Raw genomic sequence first — 18,517 nt, forward strand, 5'->3', positions numbered from 1 at the left:
TTTTTTAAAATCTATTGACAGAAATTGCTTATTAGTATATATTAAAGATGCAAGGTAGTTTGTTACTCAAGTAACTAACTAATAAGGTGGTGATATTATTGAACATAAATCCAAATATAGATAAACCCATATTTGTTCAAATTGCAGAACAGTTAGAAGATTCCATATTTACAGGCGTGTTCCCAGAGGAAACAAAGATTCCTTCAACCAATGAAATCTCGGCACTTTTGAACATTAATCCACATACGGTTCTCAAAGGAATGAACATGCTGGTAGACGAAGAGATTATTTATAAAAGGAGAGGTCTTGGAATGTATGTAAAAGCAGGCGCAGTTAAAAACATCCGCAGAAAAAGGCAGGATCAATTTTACACGCAGTATATTGAGGCATTAATTAACGAGGCTGTCAAACTGCAGATGTCAAAAGAAGAAATTATCACATTGGTAGAAAAGGGGTATGAGAATGAATGCAATTCAAATTAAGGATGTCGTAAAACGATACAACAATGTCAACGCACTGGATCGGGTTTCTTTGTCCTTTGAATATGGTAAAATTTACGGATTTTTAGGAAGAAACGGAGCCGGCAAATCCACATTAATTAACATTATTTCCAACCGCATCTTCGCTGATGAGGGGGAAATTCTGATTGACGGTCTCCGTGCAAAAGAAAACATGGAAGTTCACGAAAAGATTTTTTGTATGAGTGAGATGGACTTATACGACACCAGCCTGAAAGTAATAGAACATTTTAAGTGGATAGACCGTTTTTATGATAGTTTTGACCTGGATCAGGCACGTCAGATTGCCGAAAAGTTTGGTCTTGATATTAATAAAAGATACAAAGCACTGTCGAAAGGTTATCAGTCCATCTTTAAACTTACGATTGCCCTTTCCCTCCATGTACCTTATGTGGTTTTTGATGAGCCTGTGCTGGGTCTGGACGCGAATCACCGGGAGTTGTTTTATGAATTATTACTGCAGGATTATGAAAACTATCAGAGAACGATTATTATAGCTACCCATCTTATAGAAGAGGTGGCAAACATCATCGAAGAAGTGGTACTAATCGACAAGGGCAGAGTGCTTCTGCAGGAAACCGTTGAAACTCTGATGAATAAAGGGTACTGTATTTCCGGCCTCGCCGGTGAAGTCGATGACTACTGTAAAGACAAAAACGTGATAGGATACGATGAACTTGGTAATTTGAAACTCGCTTATATACTGGGCGAAAAAGAACAGCTTCCTAAAAACAGTCACTTACAGATATCTAATATGAACCTGCAAAAACTATTCGTAAAGTTAACAGAGAAAGGGGGCCGATGATATGAAAAAATTAGGCACTGTTATCCGTTATGAATGTATGACATCGTTTAAATATATTTGGATCTTCTACGCAATTGAATATGCAGTTGTCGCGGCCGTTTTTGTCCTTTCTTATATTACAAACGGAAGCAGCGGCAAAATTGGTACGAACGGCTTAGAGTTTAATTCTTTTATCTATGTGGGTATCTTAGGGATCCTGGGGTTTAAAGAAGATTTTAAAATGCTGATACAGAATGGATTTACCAGAAAATATATATTTCTATCCACGTTTTCCCTGTTCGCTTTTATCTCGGGAATCATGTCGCTGGTTGATACAATCCTGGGAAATGCGCTTCATCACTGGTTTCATGATTATCACTCATTATTTGGCGGACTGTACGGATACGGGCATTCATACTTTTTGGGCTGGGTTTGGCTGTTTTTCGTATATATGCTTATCTGCTGTCTGTTTTACCTGGTAATCCTTATTATAAACAAGATCGGTAAAAAAATATCAGTATATGCTGGGATTACCCTCGGCCTCACAATTATTTTAATCATACCTGCTTTGATAAAATTTGTACTTCCAAAAGATTTAACTGACAGGATTGCCGCATTTGGCTTAAAGGCTTTTGGATTCATGACCGACGGTACAATAAACTTTATGTATCCTGTATTTATCTTTGTACTGGCAGCGTGTATTTTAAACCTCTGTTCATACTGTGTCATACGCAGAACAGAGCTTAAAGCATAAGCATCCTCTCATGCAACATGCAGTAATTGGGGAATAATATAGCCCATGACTGCTTAGACAGCCGCTATGGACGAATCCATAACGGCTGTTTTATATGCCACTCTCCCAGACCTTATTCTAGTATCTTCCATAGTCCTTTGCAATTTCTACCATTCTGTGCGCCCTTGCAAAATCGGCATTTGCAGGGTATTCACATCCCGTTGCAAGTATGAAGCCCCCTCCGGCTGACATTACGTCAATCGAATCTCTGCATTCCTGGTCCCAGTTTTCGTCAGTGCCGATTGCTGCACTTGCCGGAGTAACACACCCGATCAGGGTTGTTAGATTTCCGTATTTCTCTTTACATTCTTTAAAATCTTTACAATCATCCGGCGGATATAAGAAGGAAATCGCCGCGGGCTGCATACGCTCGATCTGAACATCAAAGTAGATTTTCTGCCCGCAATTGTGTATCATCACCAGCCCATTTTTATCTCTTACCACCTGGGCAAGCTCTTCCACCAGATCTCCCTCCAGCTCATTCCACATTTCCTTGCTCATGATAGAGCCTGAGGCAAAAAGGGTGTCTAACATGATGCCGTTCACTCCCGTATCCATCAGCGCCCTGCAGTAATCCTTTAAGGTCTCATTAATCTCGCCCGCGGCTTCATGCACCGCAGCCGGATCATCATAAAAATCCATATACATTTCCTGCTGGCTCCGCAGCATGGAGAGCGTACCCAGGGGACCAAATACAAATGCTATAATGGGGAATTCTCCTTTAGAGGCTTCTACCAATTTTCTGCATGTATCAATGTGCATCATCATACGTCTGGAGCTGTGGTAATCCACTTTCTTAATCCTGGCATAATCCTCAATCTCTTTCACTACGCAATGCTCAAAATCCGGATGCGCAGCTTCATTTTCCGGATAAATCAATTCCTGCCCCCATGCATCGCATTCAACGGAAAGATCAATCAACGTTACGATACAATCCAGATCAAACTCCTCTCTCGCTTTCAAGAGAGCATCCGCGCACAGCTGTGCATCGTTAGCCCATTCTCGGTAACTTACTCCTGTCAGTCTCCGGGAAGCCCCGCTGATGATAGGGTATACCGGCACCCTGTCTGCCTCCTCGTGATTCAAAGCTTTTACTACCCGTTCCATTGCATTCATTATAATTCCCTCCTGAAAGAATACTGTTCAATATACTGCTGTGTCATTGGCGCCCTGTTAATTCATACCAAAATTATAATATACTTCCGGATTTGTTTTTGTATTTTTTTAATATTTTTTATACTTTTTTAGTAGGAATTAAAAAATCTTATCTTAATGTTAATGCAAAATAGTAAGCCCATAGAATCCGGCTGTATAAATTCCAATGTTTTTTTAGTACTCCTTTTATAAGACAAAAATGGATGCCGCGTTTTCTCCCGCAGCATCCATTTTTTGTCTTATTCAGAATGTTTCTTTCAATTTCCAGATAAACGGGTGTCCGCCCTTGGTTTTAAGCTTAACTTTCTCTCACAGCTTCTCTAATTCTTCTTTCCCTCTCCCGCAGATTGGGCATTTGAAGTCTTCCGGTATGGTATCTGATTCCAGGATATACCCGCAGATTTTACAGCGGTATCCCTTTGCTTTTTCAGGCTCAGGGATATAACTGGATGCCTTTGGAGGTGTAACACCATTTTTCACAGTATGATAATATGCGTATGTCATAGGCTCTTCCGCACTCAGCACTTCTGCATCTACTACTTCTCCCAGGAATACAATATGTGTTCCCACGTCCATCGTATTTTTTACTTTGCAGCTGAACCTTGCCGCTGCCTGGCTGCACACATAAGGAATGCCATTGAGATCCGTCTTCGTCTCAAATTCCTCAAATTTATCCTTATCTTTGCCGCTCTGGAATCCGAATGCTCCAATCAGCTCCATTGTGGCTGATTGTGCAAGCGCGATCCCTGTAAAATACCCCGACTCCTGTATTAAACCGGCAGTATAATTTTCTTTGTTAATTGTCACCGTAACCTGCAGCGGTTCTGAAGTCACCTGGATCATTGTATTTACAACACAACCTCCGGCTTTTTCCCCATTTTTTGCCGAGATAATATAAAGGCCATAACTCATCTTCCAAAATGCTTTTGTATCCATAAACGCCCTCCTTTAATAATAGTAATTATTATTGATATTTAAAATATAACATATCTGCTAATATTTTACAATCCTTAAATGTAATTAATAATCTGCAAAAAACGGAGTAACATAATGATCGGAAATCCAAACGGATAAATTAAGAAATAAAAAAGGAGAGGCCGGAATCGCTTCCGGCCAAGGAAAATTATGAAAAAGAAAATTTATAATAAAAAGGTTATTGTCCCTTTACAATTAATAATATACCGCCTAAATGTGATAGTTATGTGAGGGATAATTTAACAAATTATGTACTTTTTTCGAAAAAATTATTAACAAGTTCAAAGAGGGCAGCTCAAAGGGGTCAGACCCCTTTGCATCGGGGTCTGACCCTTTTGTTTCTTTTGCTTATTCCCCCAAAATATCCTTCAAGTCGTTCTCCGGCGTAGTAATTGGAGCAATATTGTAGTGTTCCACCAGGTAATTCAGCACATTAGGAGATACAAAGGCCGGCAGCGTTGGTCCCAGCTTAATGTTCTGAATCCCCAGATGCAGCAGAGTCAGCAGGATACAAACCGCCTTCTGTTCATACCAGGAAAGCACCATCGAGAGCGGCAGCTCATTCACCTGGCATCCAAAAGCCTCTGACAAGGCCACCGCAACCTTAATCGCACTATAAGCATCGTTACACTGCCCCATATCCATCATTCTTGGCAGGCCCCCTATTGTTCCTAGGTCCAGGTCGTTAAACCGGTATTTGCCGCAGGCGAGTGTCAGGATCACCGTGTCCGCCGGAGTCTGCTTTACAAATTCAGTATAATAATTGCGTCCAGGACGTGCGCCGTCACAGCCGCCCACAAGGAAGAAGTGGCGGATGGCTCCGGCTTTTACGGCGTCAATTACCTGTCCTGCCACACTGAGCACCGTACCGTGGCCAAATCCAGTGGTCACACTCTTACCGCCGTTTATTCCTGTAAACTCCGTATCTGCCTCATATCCGCCAAGCGCCAGCGCTTTTTCGATCACAGGTGTAAAATCTTTATCGCTGCCAATATGAACCATTTCAGGATAAGACACGACTTCTGTTGTAAACACTCTGTCTGCATAACTTTCTTTTACCGGCATCAGACAGTTTGTAGTGTACAAGATCGGAGCCGGGATATCTGCAAATTCTTTCTGCTGGTTCTGCCATGCTGTGCCGAAGTTTCCTTTCAAATGAGGATACTTTTTCAGTTCCGGATATGCATGAGCCGGAAGCATTTCCCCGTGGGTATAAATGTGAATGCCCTTACCTGCAGTCTGTTCCAGCAGAAGCTTCAGATCCCAGAGGTCATGACCGGTAATCACGATGAACGGTCCTTTCTCCACTTTCATTGTCACCTCAACCGGCTGCGGTGTCCCAAAGGTCTCCGTATTGGCACGGTCAAGCAGCTCCATACAGGTCAGATTTACTTTGCCTGTCTCCATCACAACAGGGAGCAGTTCCTCCATGCCCCAGTCCTCACCCAGGATAGAAAGCGCTTTGATCATAAATTCGTTCACTTCCGCGTTCTCATATCCCAGAACCATCGCATGATAAGCATAGGCCGCCATTCCCCGGATCCCGAACAGAATCAGTGATTTGAGGGAACGGATATCCTCCTCTGCGTTCCAGATGCGGGACATATTAAAGCGGTCCGTATTACCGCACGGGGAACCGCAGGATGCGCATCCGGGCACAATCCGCCTTTTCTCTTCTTCTATACGGTCAATCATCTCCTGCAGAGTCTCGTCGTTAAAATTCACATTCGTTACCGTCGTAAAAAGCCCTTCCAGAATCAGACGGTCCGTCTGCTGTGTCTTGGGGTTATTTGAACAGGCACGCGCCAGAGCGATCAGTGCACCCGTCAGTTCGTCCTGCAGCTTCGCAGATGAAGCTGATTTGCCGCATACACCTGCCTTACCTGTACATCCTGTGCATCCTGCCGTCTGCTCACATTGAAAACAAAACATTTGATTATCCATTTTATATCCTCCTTTATATGGCTTTCTATATGGTCTTTTCGGGAAATACAACAGTCAAAAGCATCTTAAATGCTTCCGCAGCATAAACAGCATGCGGCTTATTTGCCGGCATAATCAGTGTCTCACCACCCTTACAGAAGTGTTCGCGCCCGTCTACCGTAAAGCGCCCTTCTCCTTCCAGCACCTGCACCATAGCATCTCCTTTAGATTCATGGGTGCTGATTTCCTCGCCTTTATCAAATGCAAACAATGTAACGCTGACATAATCATTCTGGGCCAGCGTTTTACTGACTATCTGCCCAGGCTGGGCATCCACCAGTTCCGTCAGTGACAATACAGTTTCATGGTCAATGTTTTTGATATGTTGCATTTTCTCTCCTTTCCGCTGCATCACAGCAGCAATACCCGATTCTTGATCTGTCCGGCAGCGCATGTTCCAAGGAACATACTCTGTCTCTTTCTGCAATGGAATGAATCTGAATCTTTACAGCATCCTTCCGGCTGTTCTGACCGGACGAACTTAATTCTAATCAATCACTCCTCCGCTGCTAAGTACAGTATAATGCAGGTATGCATTCAAGTATGTTGTTAAAACAACAAAAAAAAGAAAAGGCTGAATTTAATAAAAATGGTAACAGTTCAGGCCTGTCTGAACTGTTACCATAAATGGACAATCTGTCCTTCGCGCGCCTCGATTAAATATGCAGATCAACTGTATTTACTGCTGACCGCGCAATCTGCTTCAGTTAGGTTTTACTTCGCTAAACAAATTTCCCGCCCTCCGCGCTGCTCGTACAGTCTGTGGGATATGGAAATTACCGTTCTGTTTGTCGACGCTGCCCGGAGAGCCTCCAGTACTTTCTCTTCTGTGGCCGAATCCAGATTTGCAGTAATTTCATCCAACAGCAGAATTCTTGGATTGGCGGCTACGGCTCTGGCGATCGAAAGCAGCTGCATCTGTCCCTGCGAAAACAGGCCGGCGGTACACAGGGTATCATATCCGTTTTCCAGATCCATAACCGCCTCATGCATTCCCACCATATTAACCGCCCGCTCTATTTTCTCGCTGGTTATCCTGCTGTCTTTCAGGCTTATCTGCTCTGCCACGGTCCCCGGGATCAGCCGGAATGACTGCTCCACATAGCCAAAAATCCCCCTCTTTTGGGCATCCGAAATCTGGTCTGACGGTACCCCGTAGATGCGTACGTTTCCGTTCCACGGAAGGTACAATCCCAGCAGCAGCTTGAATACCGTGCTCTTTCCCACCCCGGTTCTTCCGGTCAATGTCACATTTTCTCCTGTATGAATCTCAAAACTATACTGGCGGAGAATTTCCCGCCCGTCCCCATACCCAAAGCTGACCGAATGAAACGCGGCTGCCGGGCTGCCTTCATCCAGAGACGCCGTCTTATTTTCCGGCATCCTGCGCCCCGGCTCATTTAGAAATTCATGAATGCGGCATACCCCTGCCACGGCAGACTGAATGTTCTGAATCTCCATCCCAATACTCTCCAACGGCTCAAATACCTTGCTGACATATGCAATCACTGCCACTGCTGTTCCAACAGACATTCCAAAAAGCTCCTGCATATTTCCGCCCATTGCAGCCAGAACCATCATAACCGCAATCAGAGCTGCCCTGATTGTAATGATAATCGGAGAATAAATGGAATCATAAAAATTGGATTTTTCTAATGCCTGGTATCCGGCCAGGATATATCTTCCATAACATATTTCCATATATTTTTCTTTGTGAAATGTATGGATCATCCTTATATTCCTGATCGTTTCCGGCACATGGCTGTTTGCCCTGCCCACCGCGGCCCTGTTGGCTAGCTGGGACTTCAGCATTCTTTTTTGAAATGCATGTGTAATTAAATATAAAATCGGTGACGCAAGCACCATAAGCATCCCAAGCCCCCGGCTCTTTATGAATATGACTGCCAGAATACTGACCACCCTGCAAATATCCACAACCATGCTGATAATGCCGGATGTAAACAAGGATTCCACCGTATCTACATCGTTTACAAATCTTGATGCCGTCACTCCCGGTTCTGTGTCTATAAGGTAGGATGCCGGCAGTATTGACAGCTTTCTGCACATCACACTTCTAAGTCCGTGGGTAACCTTCTGGCCGAAAACCGTGATCAGGCTTTCCTTTGCCGAATCAAAGATGCCTGCCGCCGCCAGCAGAAGAAAGTAAGCCGCCGCCAGCCCCGGCAGAACATCTGCGCCTCCTGCCAGCCGGTTTACAATCCGTTCCAGAAGCAGCGGGGGAAGGATGCCCGCAATGACAGTACCTGCCACTGCAAACACCAGTCCAATGGACAAAAACACGTGTTCCTTCACAATCCTTTTTACCGCCGAAAGGATATAATTCTGCTTCCCGCCATTCTTTTTCCCGGTCTGCCCCTCCTGAACCGGAGTCCCGTCCTTTTGCGCATCATTTAAGTTGTCTGTGCATTCTGCCTGTCTCTCTTCTCCTTCTATGAACGGCACGCTCTGTCCACTCTGCATTTGAAACAGATGCGCGTACTCCTCATTGGTCCGCATCAGAAGCCTGTGGTCAGAAACCGTACTTCTGCCCTCCCCGAGCCAGATTACCTGGTCCATCTGCGGAAACAGAGTCAGCCTGTGGGATAAAATCAATACGATACTATCCTTAGTGAGCGCCTTTAAATTCTGCATAATCTCACATTCCGTTTTTCTGTCAACCGCGGAAAACGGATCATCCAGTATAATGACCGGCTTTTTATGAAAAAGTGTCCGCGCAAGTGCAATCCGTGCCTGCTGCCCTCCGGAAAGCCTGACTCCGCCGCTACCCACCATGGTGTGAATCCCATCCGGCATCTTCGATACTTCCTGGTCCATACACACCGCCTTCAGGCAGCCACTGACATCCCCGGATTCTCCAAGCAGTATATTGTCCTCCACGGAAGCGCTCAAAAGTTCCGGCTCATGCCCCATATAAGCGGTCATCTTTCTTCCAGCCCTGGCAAGAGCCGACAGTTCCTTTCCATCCAGCCTGATACTTCCCTCATATGGATATTCACATAGAAACACTTTTCCCAGCGTGGACTTTCCACATGCCACGGATCCTGTTACCCCTATTATCTCGCCCGGGCATGCGGAAAAACTAATATCCTCCAGCACATATTTCCCATCCGGGTATGCAAATTTCATCCCCGAAACACAAAGCCGTACCGGCGATTCCGGCTCTGGTTCTATCTCATCCGGGATATCCTGCATATACGGTTTAATCCGTATCCATGATACCTGTGCCTTCTGAACCGCATTAAACAGCTTTGCCGCCCTCGAGGATTTAGATGCCAGTCTGGTGAAACAGGATAAAAATGTAGAAAATGCCGCAATATCCCAGGATGTCCATCCGCTGCCCAGCACATTTTTTGCGCCGAACCAGATAATGAAAATAATCCCTGCCATAGAAATGATTTTATAGAGGGGCTGCATCGCATTTTCCCATATATTGGCATACACTGCTTTCTTCTCGTAATCTCCCAGCCGATCCTCATACTCTGTATCCCTGCTTTTTTCCTGCCCATAAACCCTGTAAAGCACTGCATTGGATATCCGGTCAAGCGTTGCACCGTTCAGAACGCCCGCACTTTCCTTATATGCCGCTGCACTCCTTGATACCGTCTGTTTTAATGTTCCGGCCAGCCAGTATGCCGCCGGTGGAAACAAAATGGATATTATAGTCAGCCTCCAGTCGTATGAAAAAAGCATCGTCAGATAGGCAATCATGACAACACCGGTATCAAAAACCTCTGTCGTAAACTTTCGCATCCCTTCCACGCAAGTGTCCACATCTGCAATGGCCTTGGTCATAACAGCTCCCACATCCTCAGTGTCCAGTTCCGGCTTGCCCCTGTGCACAAGATTATGGTACAGCACCTGCTTCATATTCCGATTCACATGGTTAGCAAATCGTCTCACATAAAGCCGTTTGAGATAGCGCATTCCCTCCACCAGTAAAATAGAAGCAATATAGGACAAGGCCAGCATAACCATATCCTGAAACACCCGTTTCCCGCCGAGAATATCGCACAGATACTGCGCCAGCATTCCCTCAAACCAGGGGCCTGCAACCATCCCTGCATTGTAAATAATCCCGGATACGGCAACGGCAGCAAGAGTCCGCTTCTCCATTTTAAAATAGGATACAATACGCTCCGGCTTGTTGACCTTAAGCGCCTTATCTTCCATCTCTGTCCCACCTCTTTTTCTCAATCACGTTCCCTTCCTGTCTAACATTCAATGTGGCTTAGATGATACTACAACTGCCACGAAAAGGCAATATCAACCGGGTCCTTTATCTGCATTATATCCCGTTATATGACTAATTTAAACACTTCTGGCAAAACAGGGCAAGTTAAGCAGTTTCCAAGGGGGTGCCCACACTACAGTCGTCAGTGCCAGGCTGGCCTGACTACAGCTCGTTGCCCGCAAAAATAAAAGATCCGTATGCTTATTTTCTGAAGCCCGGCACTTAGCCGGTAAGCATACGGATCTCCATATTTTCTTTTCCTTTTACTAATACCGGTTATTCTTAATCATTTTTTCTTAGTTGAATCCTGCAAATCAGCCATATAGCGGCCCAGTTTTGTTTCCCCGGAAAGTAATTATCCTGACTGTTATATTCGCAGTCTCACTATTCTGCATTATGACCGTTTTTACTTGAACACTCTGATTTCAGCTGGCAGCACGGCGGACACAGAGGACATGACGGCTTCGGCGGGCATGGCGGCTCCGGCGGGCATGGCGGCTTCGGCGGGCATGGCGGCTTCGGCGGACATGGCGGCTCTGGCGGGCATGGCGGCTTCGGCGGGCATGGCGGCTCTGGCGGGCATGGCGGCTTCGGCGGGCATGGCGGCTCTGGCGGGCATGGCGGCTTCGGCGGACATGGCGGCTTCGGCGGACATGGCGGCTCTGGCGGGCATGGCGGCTTCGGCGGGCATGGCGGCTCTGGCGGGCATGGCGGCTTCGGCGGACATGGCGGCTCTGGCGGGCATGGCGGCTCCGGTGGATATGGCGGCCTGGATGGCCAGTATGGGTACCACCCCGGCGGCGGACACATAATTATATAGTTTGGCCATGGATACATGCCTCCCTGCCATAATCCGCTATTGCTGTTACTATTATTATTGTTGTTATTGTTATTATTATTGTTGTTATTAATACTAATGCCCGTCTGAGAGTGGGACTTCTTCTCCTTACTACGTGGTACAGAGGCACATACGCAGACAGATGCCTCTAAGTTTACCTGGACATCTTCGAACGTCGTACCTATAGGCTGGTAATTTTGCCCCGTACCCGTTGGATTCATCGTAACAACTCTTGTGACAGTTCCCGTAAATGAGGCGTGAACGGTAAAACATATATAGTCTCTAATAGTTCGGACTGCAATATAAAATTCCTCTCCAATTGAAGGTGCATCCATTTTATTCCCGCAAAAATCCATAAAAGATGCAGAGAATCCTTCCTGACAAACACAGATCGGCTCTACTGTTATCACCGGTTTTCCGGTAAATCCCGACTGCAGTATAAATGGGCCGATAAGAAGGCGCCCGCATACAGTTCTGACTTCATCCGGGCAGCCTTTAAAAACGAGATATGGTTCGTTAGAAACAGTCGGGATTGTCCCTGTATTGCAGCAGTCTATAGGATTATCCGTGCAGCATCCAGCTGTATTTGCGCTGACAGGCGGAGCCGGATTTGCCACAGCGTCTGCAAACTTCCCGGCCAGTTCCAGGAGCCGGAGCACTGCGGCACGAAGCCTGGCTGACTTCGGATGCTGTTCCGTGGATGAACATTCCAGAAAATTCACTTCATCCGGAGCAATCTGCCCCAAGAGCACCCATAGCGCCACCTGAACCGCCGCATAGGCATCATTATCATCGAGGACCGGACTTGCAGCATAATCTGTTCCCGTTAACTCAAAAGTCGCCTGTGCGCTCACAGCAGGATAGTTATTTGCCAGAATCCAAGCCAGCATCTGCTTTTGGCGCTCGGTAGCTGAAGTGAAAATAGTTTCAAATGGTGCGCTCCTATAAGGTACATCATTATATGGACCATCCGCAAATTTATCAAGGCAGTACGCCTTTTCCGTAACTCCATTAATAGTCCTTCGAAATTGAAAAATATTATTATGATCGGGTCTGTCCAACTGATATCTGGATGCGGAAGTGTACGGCAGTGCACAATAATTGCGCACCTCAGCGTCCCCAGTCGCAGTCCCTGTTAAGTCCGTACCTGAATAAATTATAAATGGACGTGATACAAGACGATTCGTTTCAGCATTATTACTTAAAGCCATGTTTCATTCTCCAGTAAAATCATTCTCACAATACAGTATGCTAAACCAGGTGCGCCCGTAAGGGCGGTATAAATCCTACCTTGAGCAAGTAGTAGGTAAAAGTATCAAGCGGCATTGTGCCGCAACCTATCATTCCCCGTCTTACCCCAAAAGGGAAACCGGAGGGCGACCATAGCATGACGGAGGACACGGGGCGCTGAAGCCTCAGAAGCGCCGGCGTGACGGAATGAAAATCCACGTATGAGGATGGAAGCTAGACTGCTTGAATGACAGCCTGAAATCGGGACCAAGAGCGTACCCCTGACGTAGAGAGGTTGTACTCGTCAGTGTTCCTGACAGTCGCATTGTTTGGCTATGCGGCTGCTGATACTCGGAGCAGGTTCAGCCACGGGAAAGTGGAAAAAGGCGAACGTCACATACCGACAACGTGGAACGCTTGTTTATACCGTACTAAACGGGGATTGCCTAAAGTGAAATGCCGAAAGGCTATGAAAACGCTGAAATGCGGGGTTCTGAATATTCACCATGGCAACAGAGTTCCCATAGTAGTCTGCGGACGGGAAAGCCGTCTACATGGCAAAGGGGAACAGTGAATCATTTTCAAAACAGAAAGGATGGTGTGTGAGACACTATGAGAAATCCGATTCATGTCTTGAAAAGCCTTGAAGAAAAGGCAAGTGTAAGTAACTACAAATATGAAAGATTATATCGCAACCTATACAATCCAGAGTTCTATCTCCTTGCATATGCGAACATTGCGAAATCGCAGGGGAGCATGACGCAGGGGGTAGACGGGCAGACGCTGGACAACATGAGCCTGCCGAGAATTAACCGGATTATTGAATCCATACGCAACAGGACATATCAGCCAAAGCCTGCAAAAAGAAAGTACATTCCTAAAAAGAACGGGAAACTTCGCCCGTTGGGAATCACTTCTACTGATGATAAGTTAGTGCAGGAAGTGGTCAGAATGATTCTTGAAGCAATCTATGAGCCGACATTCAGCAACAATTCACACGGTTTCAGACCAAAAAGAAGCTGTCACACGGCACTTACGCAAGTGAAGAAAAACTTCACAGGTGTTACATGGATTGTCGAGGGAGACATTAAGGCGTGCTTTGATAACTTCGACCATCATGTGTTGGTTGAATTACTGCGGAAAAGGATTTCAGACGAGGCTTTTATCGGTCTAATCTGGAAGTTCCTGAAAGCCGGATATATGGAACAATGGCAGTACAACTGCACCTACTCCGGTGTTCCGCAGGGCAGCGGTATCAGTCCGATATGTGCAAACATCTACCTCAGCGAACTGGACAACTATATGCAGGAATACAAAGAAAAGTATGATTGCGAGCCAGAACGCAGAAGGACGACCAGAGAATACGAGCGGGCGTCCCGGAGATACAGAAAGGCACGTAAAGCGTTAATGGGCGCAGAAAAATCAACTCCTGAACTGGTAAAAGAATTTAAGGATTCCAGAAGGAAGAAGATGAATCAGCACTATTACAATCCGTTTGAGGAAGGCTTCAAGAAAATCCAGTACAACCGTTACGCCGATGATTTTGTAATCGGCGTTATCGGCTCCAAAAAGGACGCAGAAAAAATCAAGGAAGATGTAAAAATCTTTCTCCAAGAAAAACTGCATTTGGAAATGTCCGAGGAAAAGACGAAAGTCACCCATTCCAGTAAGCCGGTACGCTATCTGGGGTACGATTTCAAAGTAATCCATTCCAAGAACATGAAGCGTTGTAAAAACGGCGACATGAAACGGGTGTGGTATGGAAAAGTATTCCTGTATATGCCGAAAGAAAAATGGATTAAAAAAGCGATGGAACGGGGAGCGATACAGGTGAAACGCAACAATGACACAGGCAAAGAAATGTGGCGGCCTATGCCAAGGAAAGACCTGATGAACCGCAGCGACGCAGAGATTGTGTCTACTTTCAATTCCGAAATTCGAGGGTTATATAACTTCTATCGGATAGCAGAAAACGTAGGCGCATTGCACAAGTATTACTACATGGTGCGGTACAGCATGTTAAAAACTCTGGCAGGAAAGCACAGAACGAATGTCAGTGTTATTAAGAAGCGGCACATGGTAAACGGAGTACTGAGAATCCCATACGATACAACTAAGGGACGTAAATACTGCGAATTTTACCATGATGGATTCAGAAAGCACAGCGACGGCTATGACAATGTGGCAGACGTTATGCCGAGTTATAGGAAATATGACAGCAGGCACACGATAGTAAACCGCATAAAAGCCGGAGTATGCGAGATTTGCGGGGAACATGCAGACTATTTATGTATGCACCACGTAAGAACGCTGAAATCGCTGAAAGGCAGGGATATATTTGAGCAGAAAATGCTGAAAATGAGAAGAAAATCTCTGGCTCTCTGCCCTGACTGCTTTGAACTCTTACACGAAACCAAAGAATCAAGGTGATTCATGGAAAGCCGGATACGCTGAGAGGTGTACGTCCGGTTTGGGAGGCGGCTCCCTGAAACCTACTGATGAAAGTCAGCAAGGCGCAGGGTGCCTACCTCATACAAAATGTTTCGCAAAATAAGACACTGTCCATATTGTTAACTATTTCATATTCTAAGTTGACATTCTATATAATTTCTTTTATACTAACAACATAAAATACAAAACGAGAGGAAAACATCATGGAAAATGCACCCATCCAAAAAACATTTATCACAACTAAACAGCTTACCCTCATCGGGGTAATGACAGCCGTAACATGCATACTGGGCCCCTTCACCATCCCTCTTCCCTTCAGTCCGGTTCCGATCTCCTTCACCAACCTGGCCGTCTATCTCACCGTCTACGTCCTCGGCATGAAATTTGGAACCATCAGCTTCATCACCTACCTCCTCCTGGGAGCAGTGGGCCTCCCCGTATTCTCCGCTTTCACCGGAGGAATCGGAAAGCTCGCCGGCCCCACCGGAGGCTACCTGATAGGCTTCATCTTCCTTGCCCTCATAGCCGGCTTCTTCATAGATCACTTCGCAGCCCGTCTCTCCTTCGCCCTCCTCGGAATGGTACTAGGAACCCTGGTCTGCTACGTCTTCGGAACCACCTGGCTTGCCCACCAAATGAACCTCGACTTTCCCGCCGCACTAGCCGCCGGAGTCATCCCCTACCTCCCCGGGGACCTGGTCAAAATCATAATAGCAACCCTCCTGGGCCCCAAACTAAGAGCCGCCACACTGCGCCAATAAATCCAATAACTGCCGTAAAACTCCCACTTATATTAAGAAATCAACTCTACATGTATCACCCCCGCCTTTAATCGGAAGCCTGTCCCAGGCGCCCGATTAAAGTCTCCCCGCCAATACCGTCCCCCATCTCATTCTCCGACAGCCTCCCGACTTGTTTCACCAGCGCAGTAAACGGATAACGGACTGGCTGGGGGAATGTATATGCTCTTTTGATATGCGGGCGTCTGCCTGAATGATTCTAAGAAAAAATACCACCGGGAATGTGGGAGGAAACATGATTCCGAATCATGTTTCCGGATGACCCAGCACGAGAAATTATCAAATTTCTCGCGCTGTGTCACCCGTGCCCACATTCCCGGCGGTATTTTTTCTTAGAATCACTCAGGCAGACGCCCACATATCAAAAGAGCATATACATTCCCCCAGCCAGCCCGTCTATCCATTTACGAAGCGTCCCTTAAGCCAGCCCCCGCATGGTAAGCTGTATCCTTTTTTTCTTTAGATCTACGCTCATCACCTTCACATCAACGATGTCTCCCACACTGACCGCTTCCAACGGATGTTTGATAAACCTGTCCGTGATCTGGGATATATGCACCAATCCGTCCTGATGTACTCCAATATCCACAAACACCCCAAAATCAATGACATTCCGAACAGTCCCTTTTAAAATCATTCCTTCTTTTAAGTCTTTCATATCCAGTACATCCGTGCGCAGAATCGGCTTTGGCATTTCTTCACGTGGATCGCGGGCCGGTTTTTCCAGCTCCTTCACAATATCCCGCAGTGTAATCTCTCCGATCCCCAGCTCATCAGCCAGTTGCTTATAGTCTTTGATTGTAAGAGAAAGCCCTGTCAGATTACCTCCGGTAATATCCTCCGGTTTAAATCCCTGTCTGGATAGCAGCTTTTCTGCGGCCGCATAGGATTCTGGATGAACCCCGGTCGCATCCAGGGGATTCCGCCCCTCCATAATACGCATAAATCCTGCGCACTGCTCATAAGCCTTGGGCCCCAGCTTCGCCACCTTGAGAAGCTCCTTCCGGTCCTTAAACCGGCCATTTTCTTCCCTGTAAACCACAATATTTTTCGCAGTGGCTGCTGTAATGCCAGATATATATGAAAGCAGCGGAGCAGATGCTGTATTCAAATCCACTCCCACCTTATTTACACAGTCTTCTACAACTCCATTCAGGGATTCGCCAAGCTTCTTCTGATTCATGTCATGCTGGTACTGCCCGACACCAATGGACTTAGGATCTATTTTTACCAGTTCCGCAAGGGGATCCTGGAGCCGCCTTGCTATAGACGCTGCACTTCTCTGGCCCACATCGAATTTTGGGAACTCTTCGGAAGCCAGTTTGCTCGCAGAATAAACCGAAGCACCTGCTTCATTTACAATAACATACTGCACGTTCTGCGGGATTTCCTTTAACAGCTCTACAATAAACTGTTCCGATTCCCTGGATGCCGTTCCGTTCCCTACGGAGATCAATGTAATATGATACTTTGCAATAATTTTTTTCAGTAAATCTTTGGATGCCTTAATCTTCTGCGGCGTTGTAGGAGCCGTCGGATAAATGACGGTTGTCCCAAGCACTTTCCCAGTCTCATCCACTACAGCCAGCTTGCATCCTGTACGGAAAGCAGGATCCCATCCCAGTACAACATGACCAGCAATCGGCGGCTGCATCAGAAGTTGATGGAGATTCTTTCCGAATACCTCTATCGCACCGTCCTCCGCCTTCTCTGTCAGCTCATTGCGGATCTCCCGTTCAATGGCCGGCGCAATCAGACGCTTATAGCTGTCTTCCACCGCATCCTTCAGCACCGGTGAGGTGTAAGGATTATTCTGGCGGATTGTTTTCTTTTCCAGATAGCGGATAATGTCTTCCTCTGGAGCTTCTATTTTCACTGTCAGTATTTTTTCTTTCTCACCGCGGTTTAATGCGAGTATGCGGTGTCCCACCAGTTTCGAAACCGGCTCCTCAAATTCATAATACATCTCATAGACTGACTCCGCCTCGGGATCCTTGGCCGAAGAAACCAGCTTTCCTTTCTGTGCCGTGATTTTTCGGATCCAGCTCCTGTAATCTGCTTCATCAGATATGGATTCCGCAATAATATCCTTTGCCCCTGCGATAGCTTCCTCTGCGGAGATGACTCCTTTCTCCTCAGAAATATATTTCTCGGCTGCCTTTTCCAGAGGTTCCTTAGCCTGCTGCAGCATAATCACTGCTGCCAGCGGCTCCAGCCCCTTCTCCTTTGCTATCGTGGCACGTGTTCTTCTCTTTGGCCGATACGGGCGGTACAAATCTTCCACTACCACCAGCGTCTCTGCCGCCAATATCTGCGCTTTTAGTTCCGCCGTCAGTTTTCCCTGCTCCTCTATACTGGATAGCACCTGTTCCTTTTTCTCTTCCAGATTCCGAAGATAAATCAATCTTTCGTGCAGCTTTCGCAGCTGCTCATCATCCAGCGAACCTGTTGCCTCTTTCCTGTATCTTGAAATAAAGGGAATGGTGTTTCCCTCATCAATTAAGTTAACCGCCGCATCCACCTGCCAGCGTTTTACTCCTAATTCCTCTGTCAGTTTCTGATTAATATCCATATAGTCCGTACCTCTCTTTTTACTCCTGCAGTTTGGCCTCAAAGAACCACAACTCTTTTTATTATACAGGAAAGACCGCCTTTTTTACAACATTTTCTCTTTCTTTTCACACCTTATTATGGAAAACTTCCGTAACAGTTCAGGACTTCCTGAACTGTTACAAACT

At 46.2% G+C, this 18,517-nt stretch carries 12 protein-coding genes and 1 pseudogene; 5 read left to right on the top strand and 8 right to left on the bottom strand.

The window, feature by feature from the left end:
* Positions 1 to 98 precede the first annotated feature (98 nt).
* The 3 genes from MWG26_RS18015 to MWG26_RS18025 are packed head-to-tail and all read left to right on the top strand — an operon-like array spanning position 99 to position 2,056.
* Complete coding sequence (locus tag MWG26_RS18015) at positions 99 to 482, top strand: GntR family transcriptional regulator (protein ID WP_025656210.1); 384 nt, start codon at positions 99 to 101, stop codon at positions 480 to 482.
* Entirely contained in the window at positions 463 to 1,323 is an 861-nt protein-coding gene (locus tag MWG26_RS18020) for an ABC transporter ATP-binding protein (protein ID WP_025656209.1), read from the top strand. The genes MWG26_RS18015 and MWG26_RS18020 overlap by 20 nt, the downstream gene beginning before the upstream one ends.
* A 1-nt stretch (position 1,324) precedes the next feature.
* The gene (locus MWG26_RS18025) at positions 1,325 to 2,056 is read left to right on the top strand and encodes a hypothetical protein (RefSeq protein WP_025656208.1); all 732 of its coding nucleotides are present in this window, start codon (positions 1,325 to 1,327) and stop codon (positions 2,054 to 2,056) included.
* A gap of 117 nt (positions 2,057 to 2,173) precedes the next feature.
* On the opposite strand, the gene MWG26_RS18030 is transcribed toward MWG26_RS18025, so the two are convergent.
* From MWG26_RS18030 to MWG26_RS23070, 7 genes and pseudogenes are all read right to left on the bottom strand, one after another.
* On the bottom strand, positions 2,174 to 3,211 hold the full coding sequence (locus tag MWG26_RS18030; RefSeq protein ID WP_025656207.1) for a uroporphyrinogen decarboxylase family protein: 1,038 nt from the start codon (positions 3,209 to 3,211) through the stop codon (positions 2,174 to 2,176).
* 348 nt (positions 3,212 to 3,559) lie between these two features.
* Positions 3,560 to 4,186 (bottom strand): flavin reductase, encoded by a 627-nt coding sequence (locus tag MWG26_RS18035; RefSeq protein WP_055155175.1) that lies wholly within the window; start codon positions 4,184 to 4,186, stop codon positions 3,560 to 3,562.
* Between the two features lie 387 nt (positions 4,187 to 4,573).
* Positions 4,574 to 6,169: a hydroxylamine reductase gene (hcp, locus tag MWG26_RS18040; RefSeq protein ID WP_025656205.1), complete on the bottom strand. Its 1,596-nt coding sequence runs from the start codon at positions 6,167 to 6,169 to the stop codon at positions 4,574 to 4,576.
* 25 nt (positions 6,170 to 6,194) lie between these two features.
* Positions 6,195 to 6,539, bottom strand: a complete 345-nt coding sequence (locus tag MWG26_RS18045) for a cupin domain-containing protein (protein ID WP_025656204.1) — start codon at positions 6,537 to 6,539, stop codon at positions 6,195 to 6,197.
* A gap of 383 nt (positions 6,540 to 6,922) precedes the next feature.
* Positions 6,923 to 10,423, bottom strand: coding sequence for an ABC transporter ATP-binding protein (locus tag MWG26_RS18050; RefSeq protein WP_240285504.1), 3,501 nt, complete (start codon positions 10,421 to 10,423; stop codon positions 6,923 to 6,925).
* Positions 10,424 to 10,866: 443 nt separating this feature from the next.
* Positions 10,867 to 11,289, bottom strand: coding sequence for a hypothetical protein (locus tag MWG26_RS18055; RefSeq protein ID WP_240285879.1), 423 nt, complete (start codon positions 11,287 to 11,289; stop codon positions 10,867 to 10,869).
* A 692-nt stretch (positions 11,290 to 11,981) separates the two neighbouring features.
* A pseudogene (locus MWG26_RS23070) lies at positions 11,982 to 12,509 on the bottom strand (thioester domain-containing protein); the annotation flags it as partial.
* Between the two features lie 631 nt (positions 12,510 to 13,140).
* Here MWG26_RS23070 and MWG26_RS18065 point away from each other — a divergent pair.
* Both MWG26_RS18065 and MWG26_RS18070 read left to right on the top strand, forming a co-directional pair.
* Positions 13,141 to 14,958: a reverse transcriptase domain-containing protein gene (locus tag MWG26_RS18065; RefSeq protein ID WP_003504504.1), complete on the top strand. Its 1,818-nt coding sequence runs from the start codon at positions 13,141 to 13,143 to the stop codon at positions 14,956 to 14,958.
* Between the two features lie 224 nt (positions 14,959 to 15,182).
* Complete coding sequence (locus MWG26_RS18070; RefSeq protein ID WP_081733103.1) at positions 15,183 to 15,740, top strand: biotin transporter BioY; 558 nt, start codon at positions 15,183 to 15,185, stop codon at positions 15,738 to 15,740.
* Positions 15,741 to 16,197: 457 nt separating this feature from the next.
* Here the strand turns inward: MWG26_RS18070 and MWG26_RS18075 are convergent, their stop codons facing one another.
* Complete coding sequence (locus MWG26_RS18075) at positions 16,198 to 18,351, bottom strand: Tex family protein (RefSeq protein WP_025656200.1); 2,154 nt, start codon at positions 18,349 to 18,351, stop codon at positions 16,198 to 16,200.
* Between the last annotated feature and the right edge of the window lie 166 nt (positions 18,352 to 18,517).

It is taken from the genome of Faecalicatena contorta (genome assembly GCF_022835095.1).
In the GTDB taxonomy this organism is placed as follows: Bacteria; Bacillota; Clostridia; order Lachnospirales; family Lachnospiraceae; genus Faecalicatena; species Faecalicatena contorta.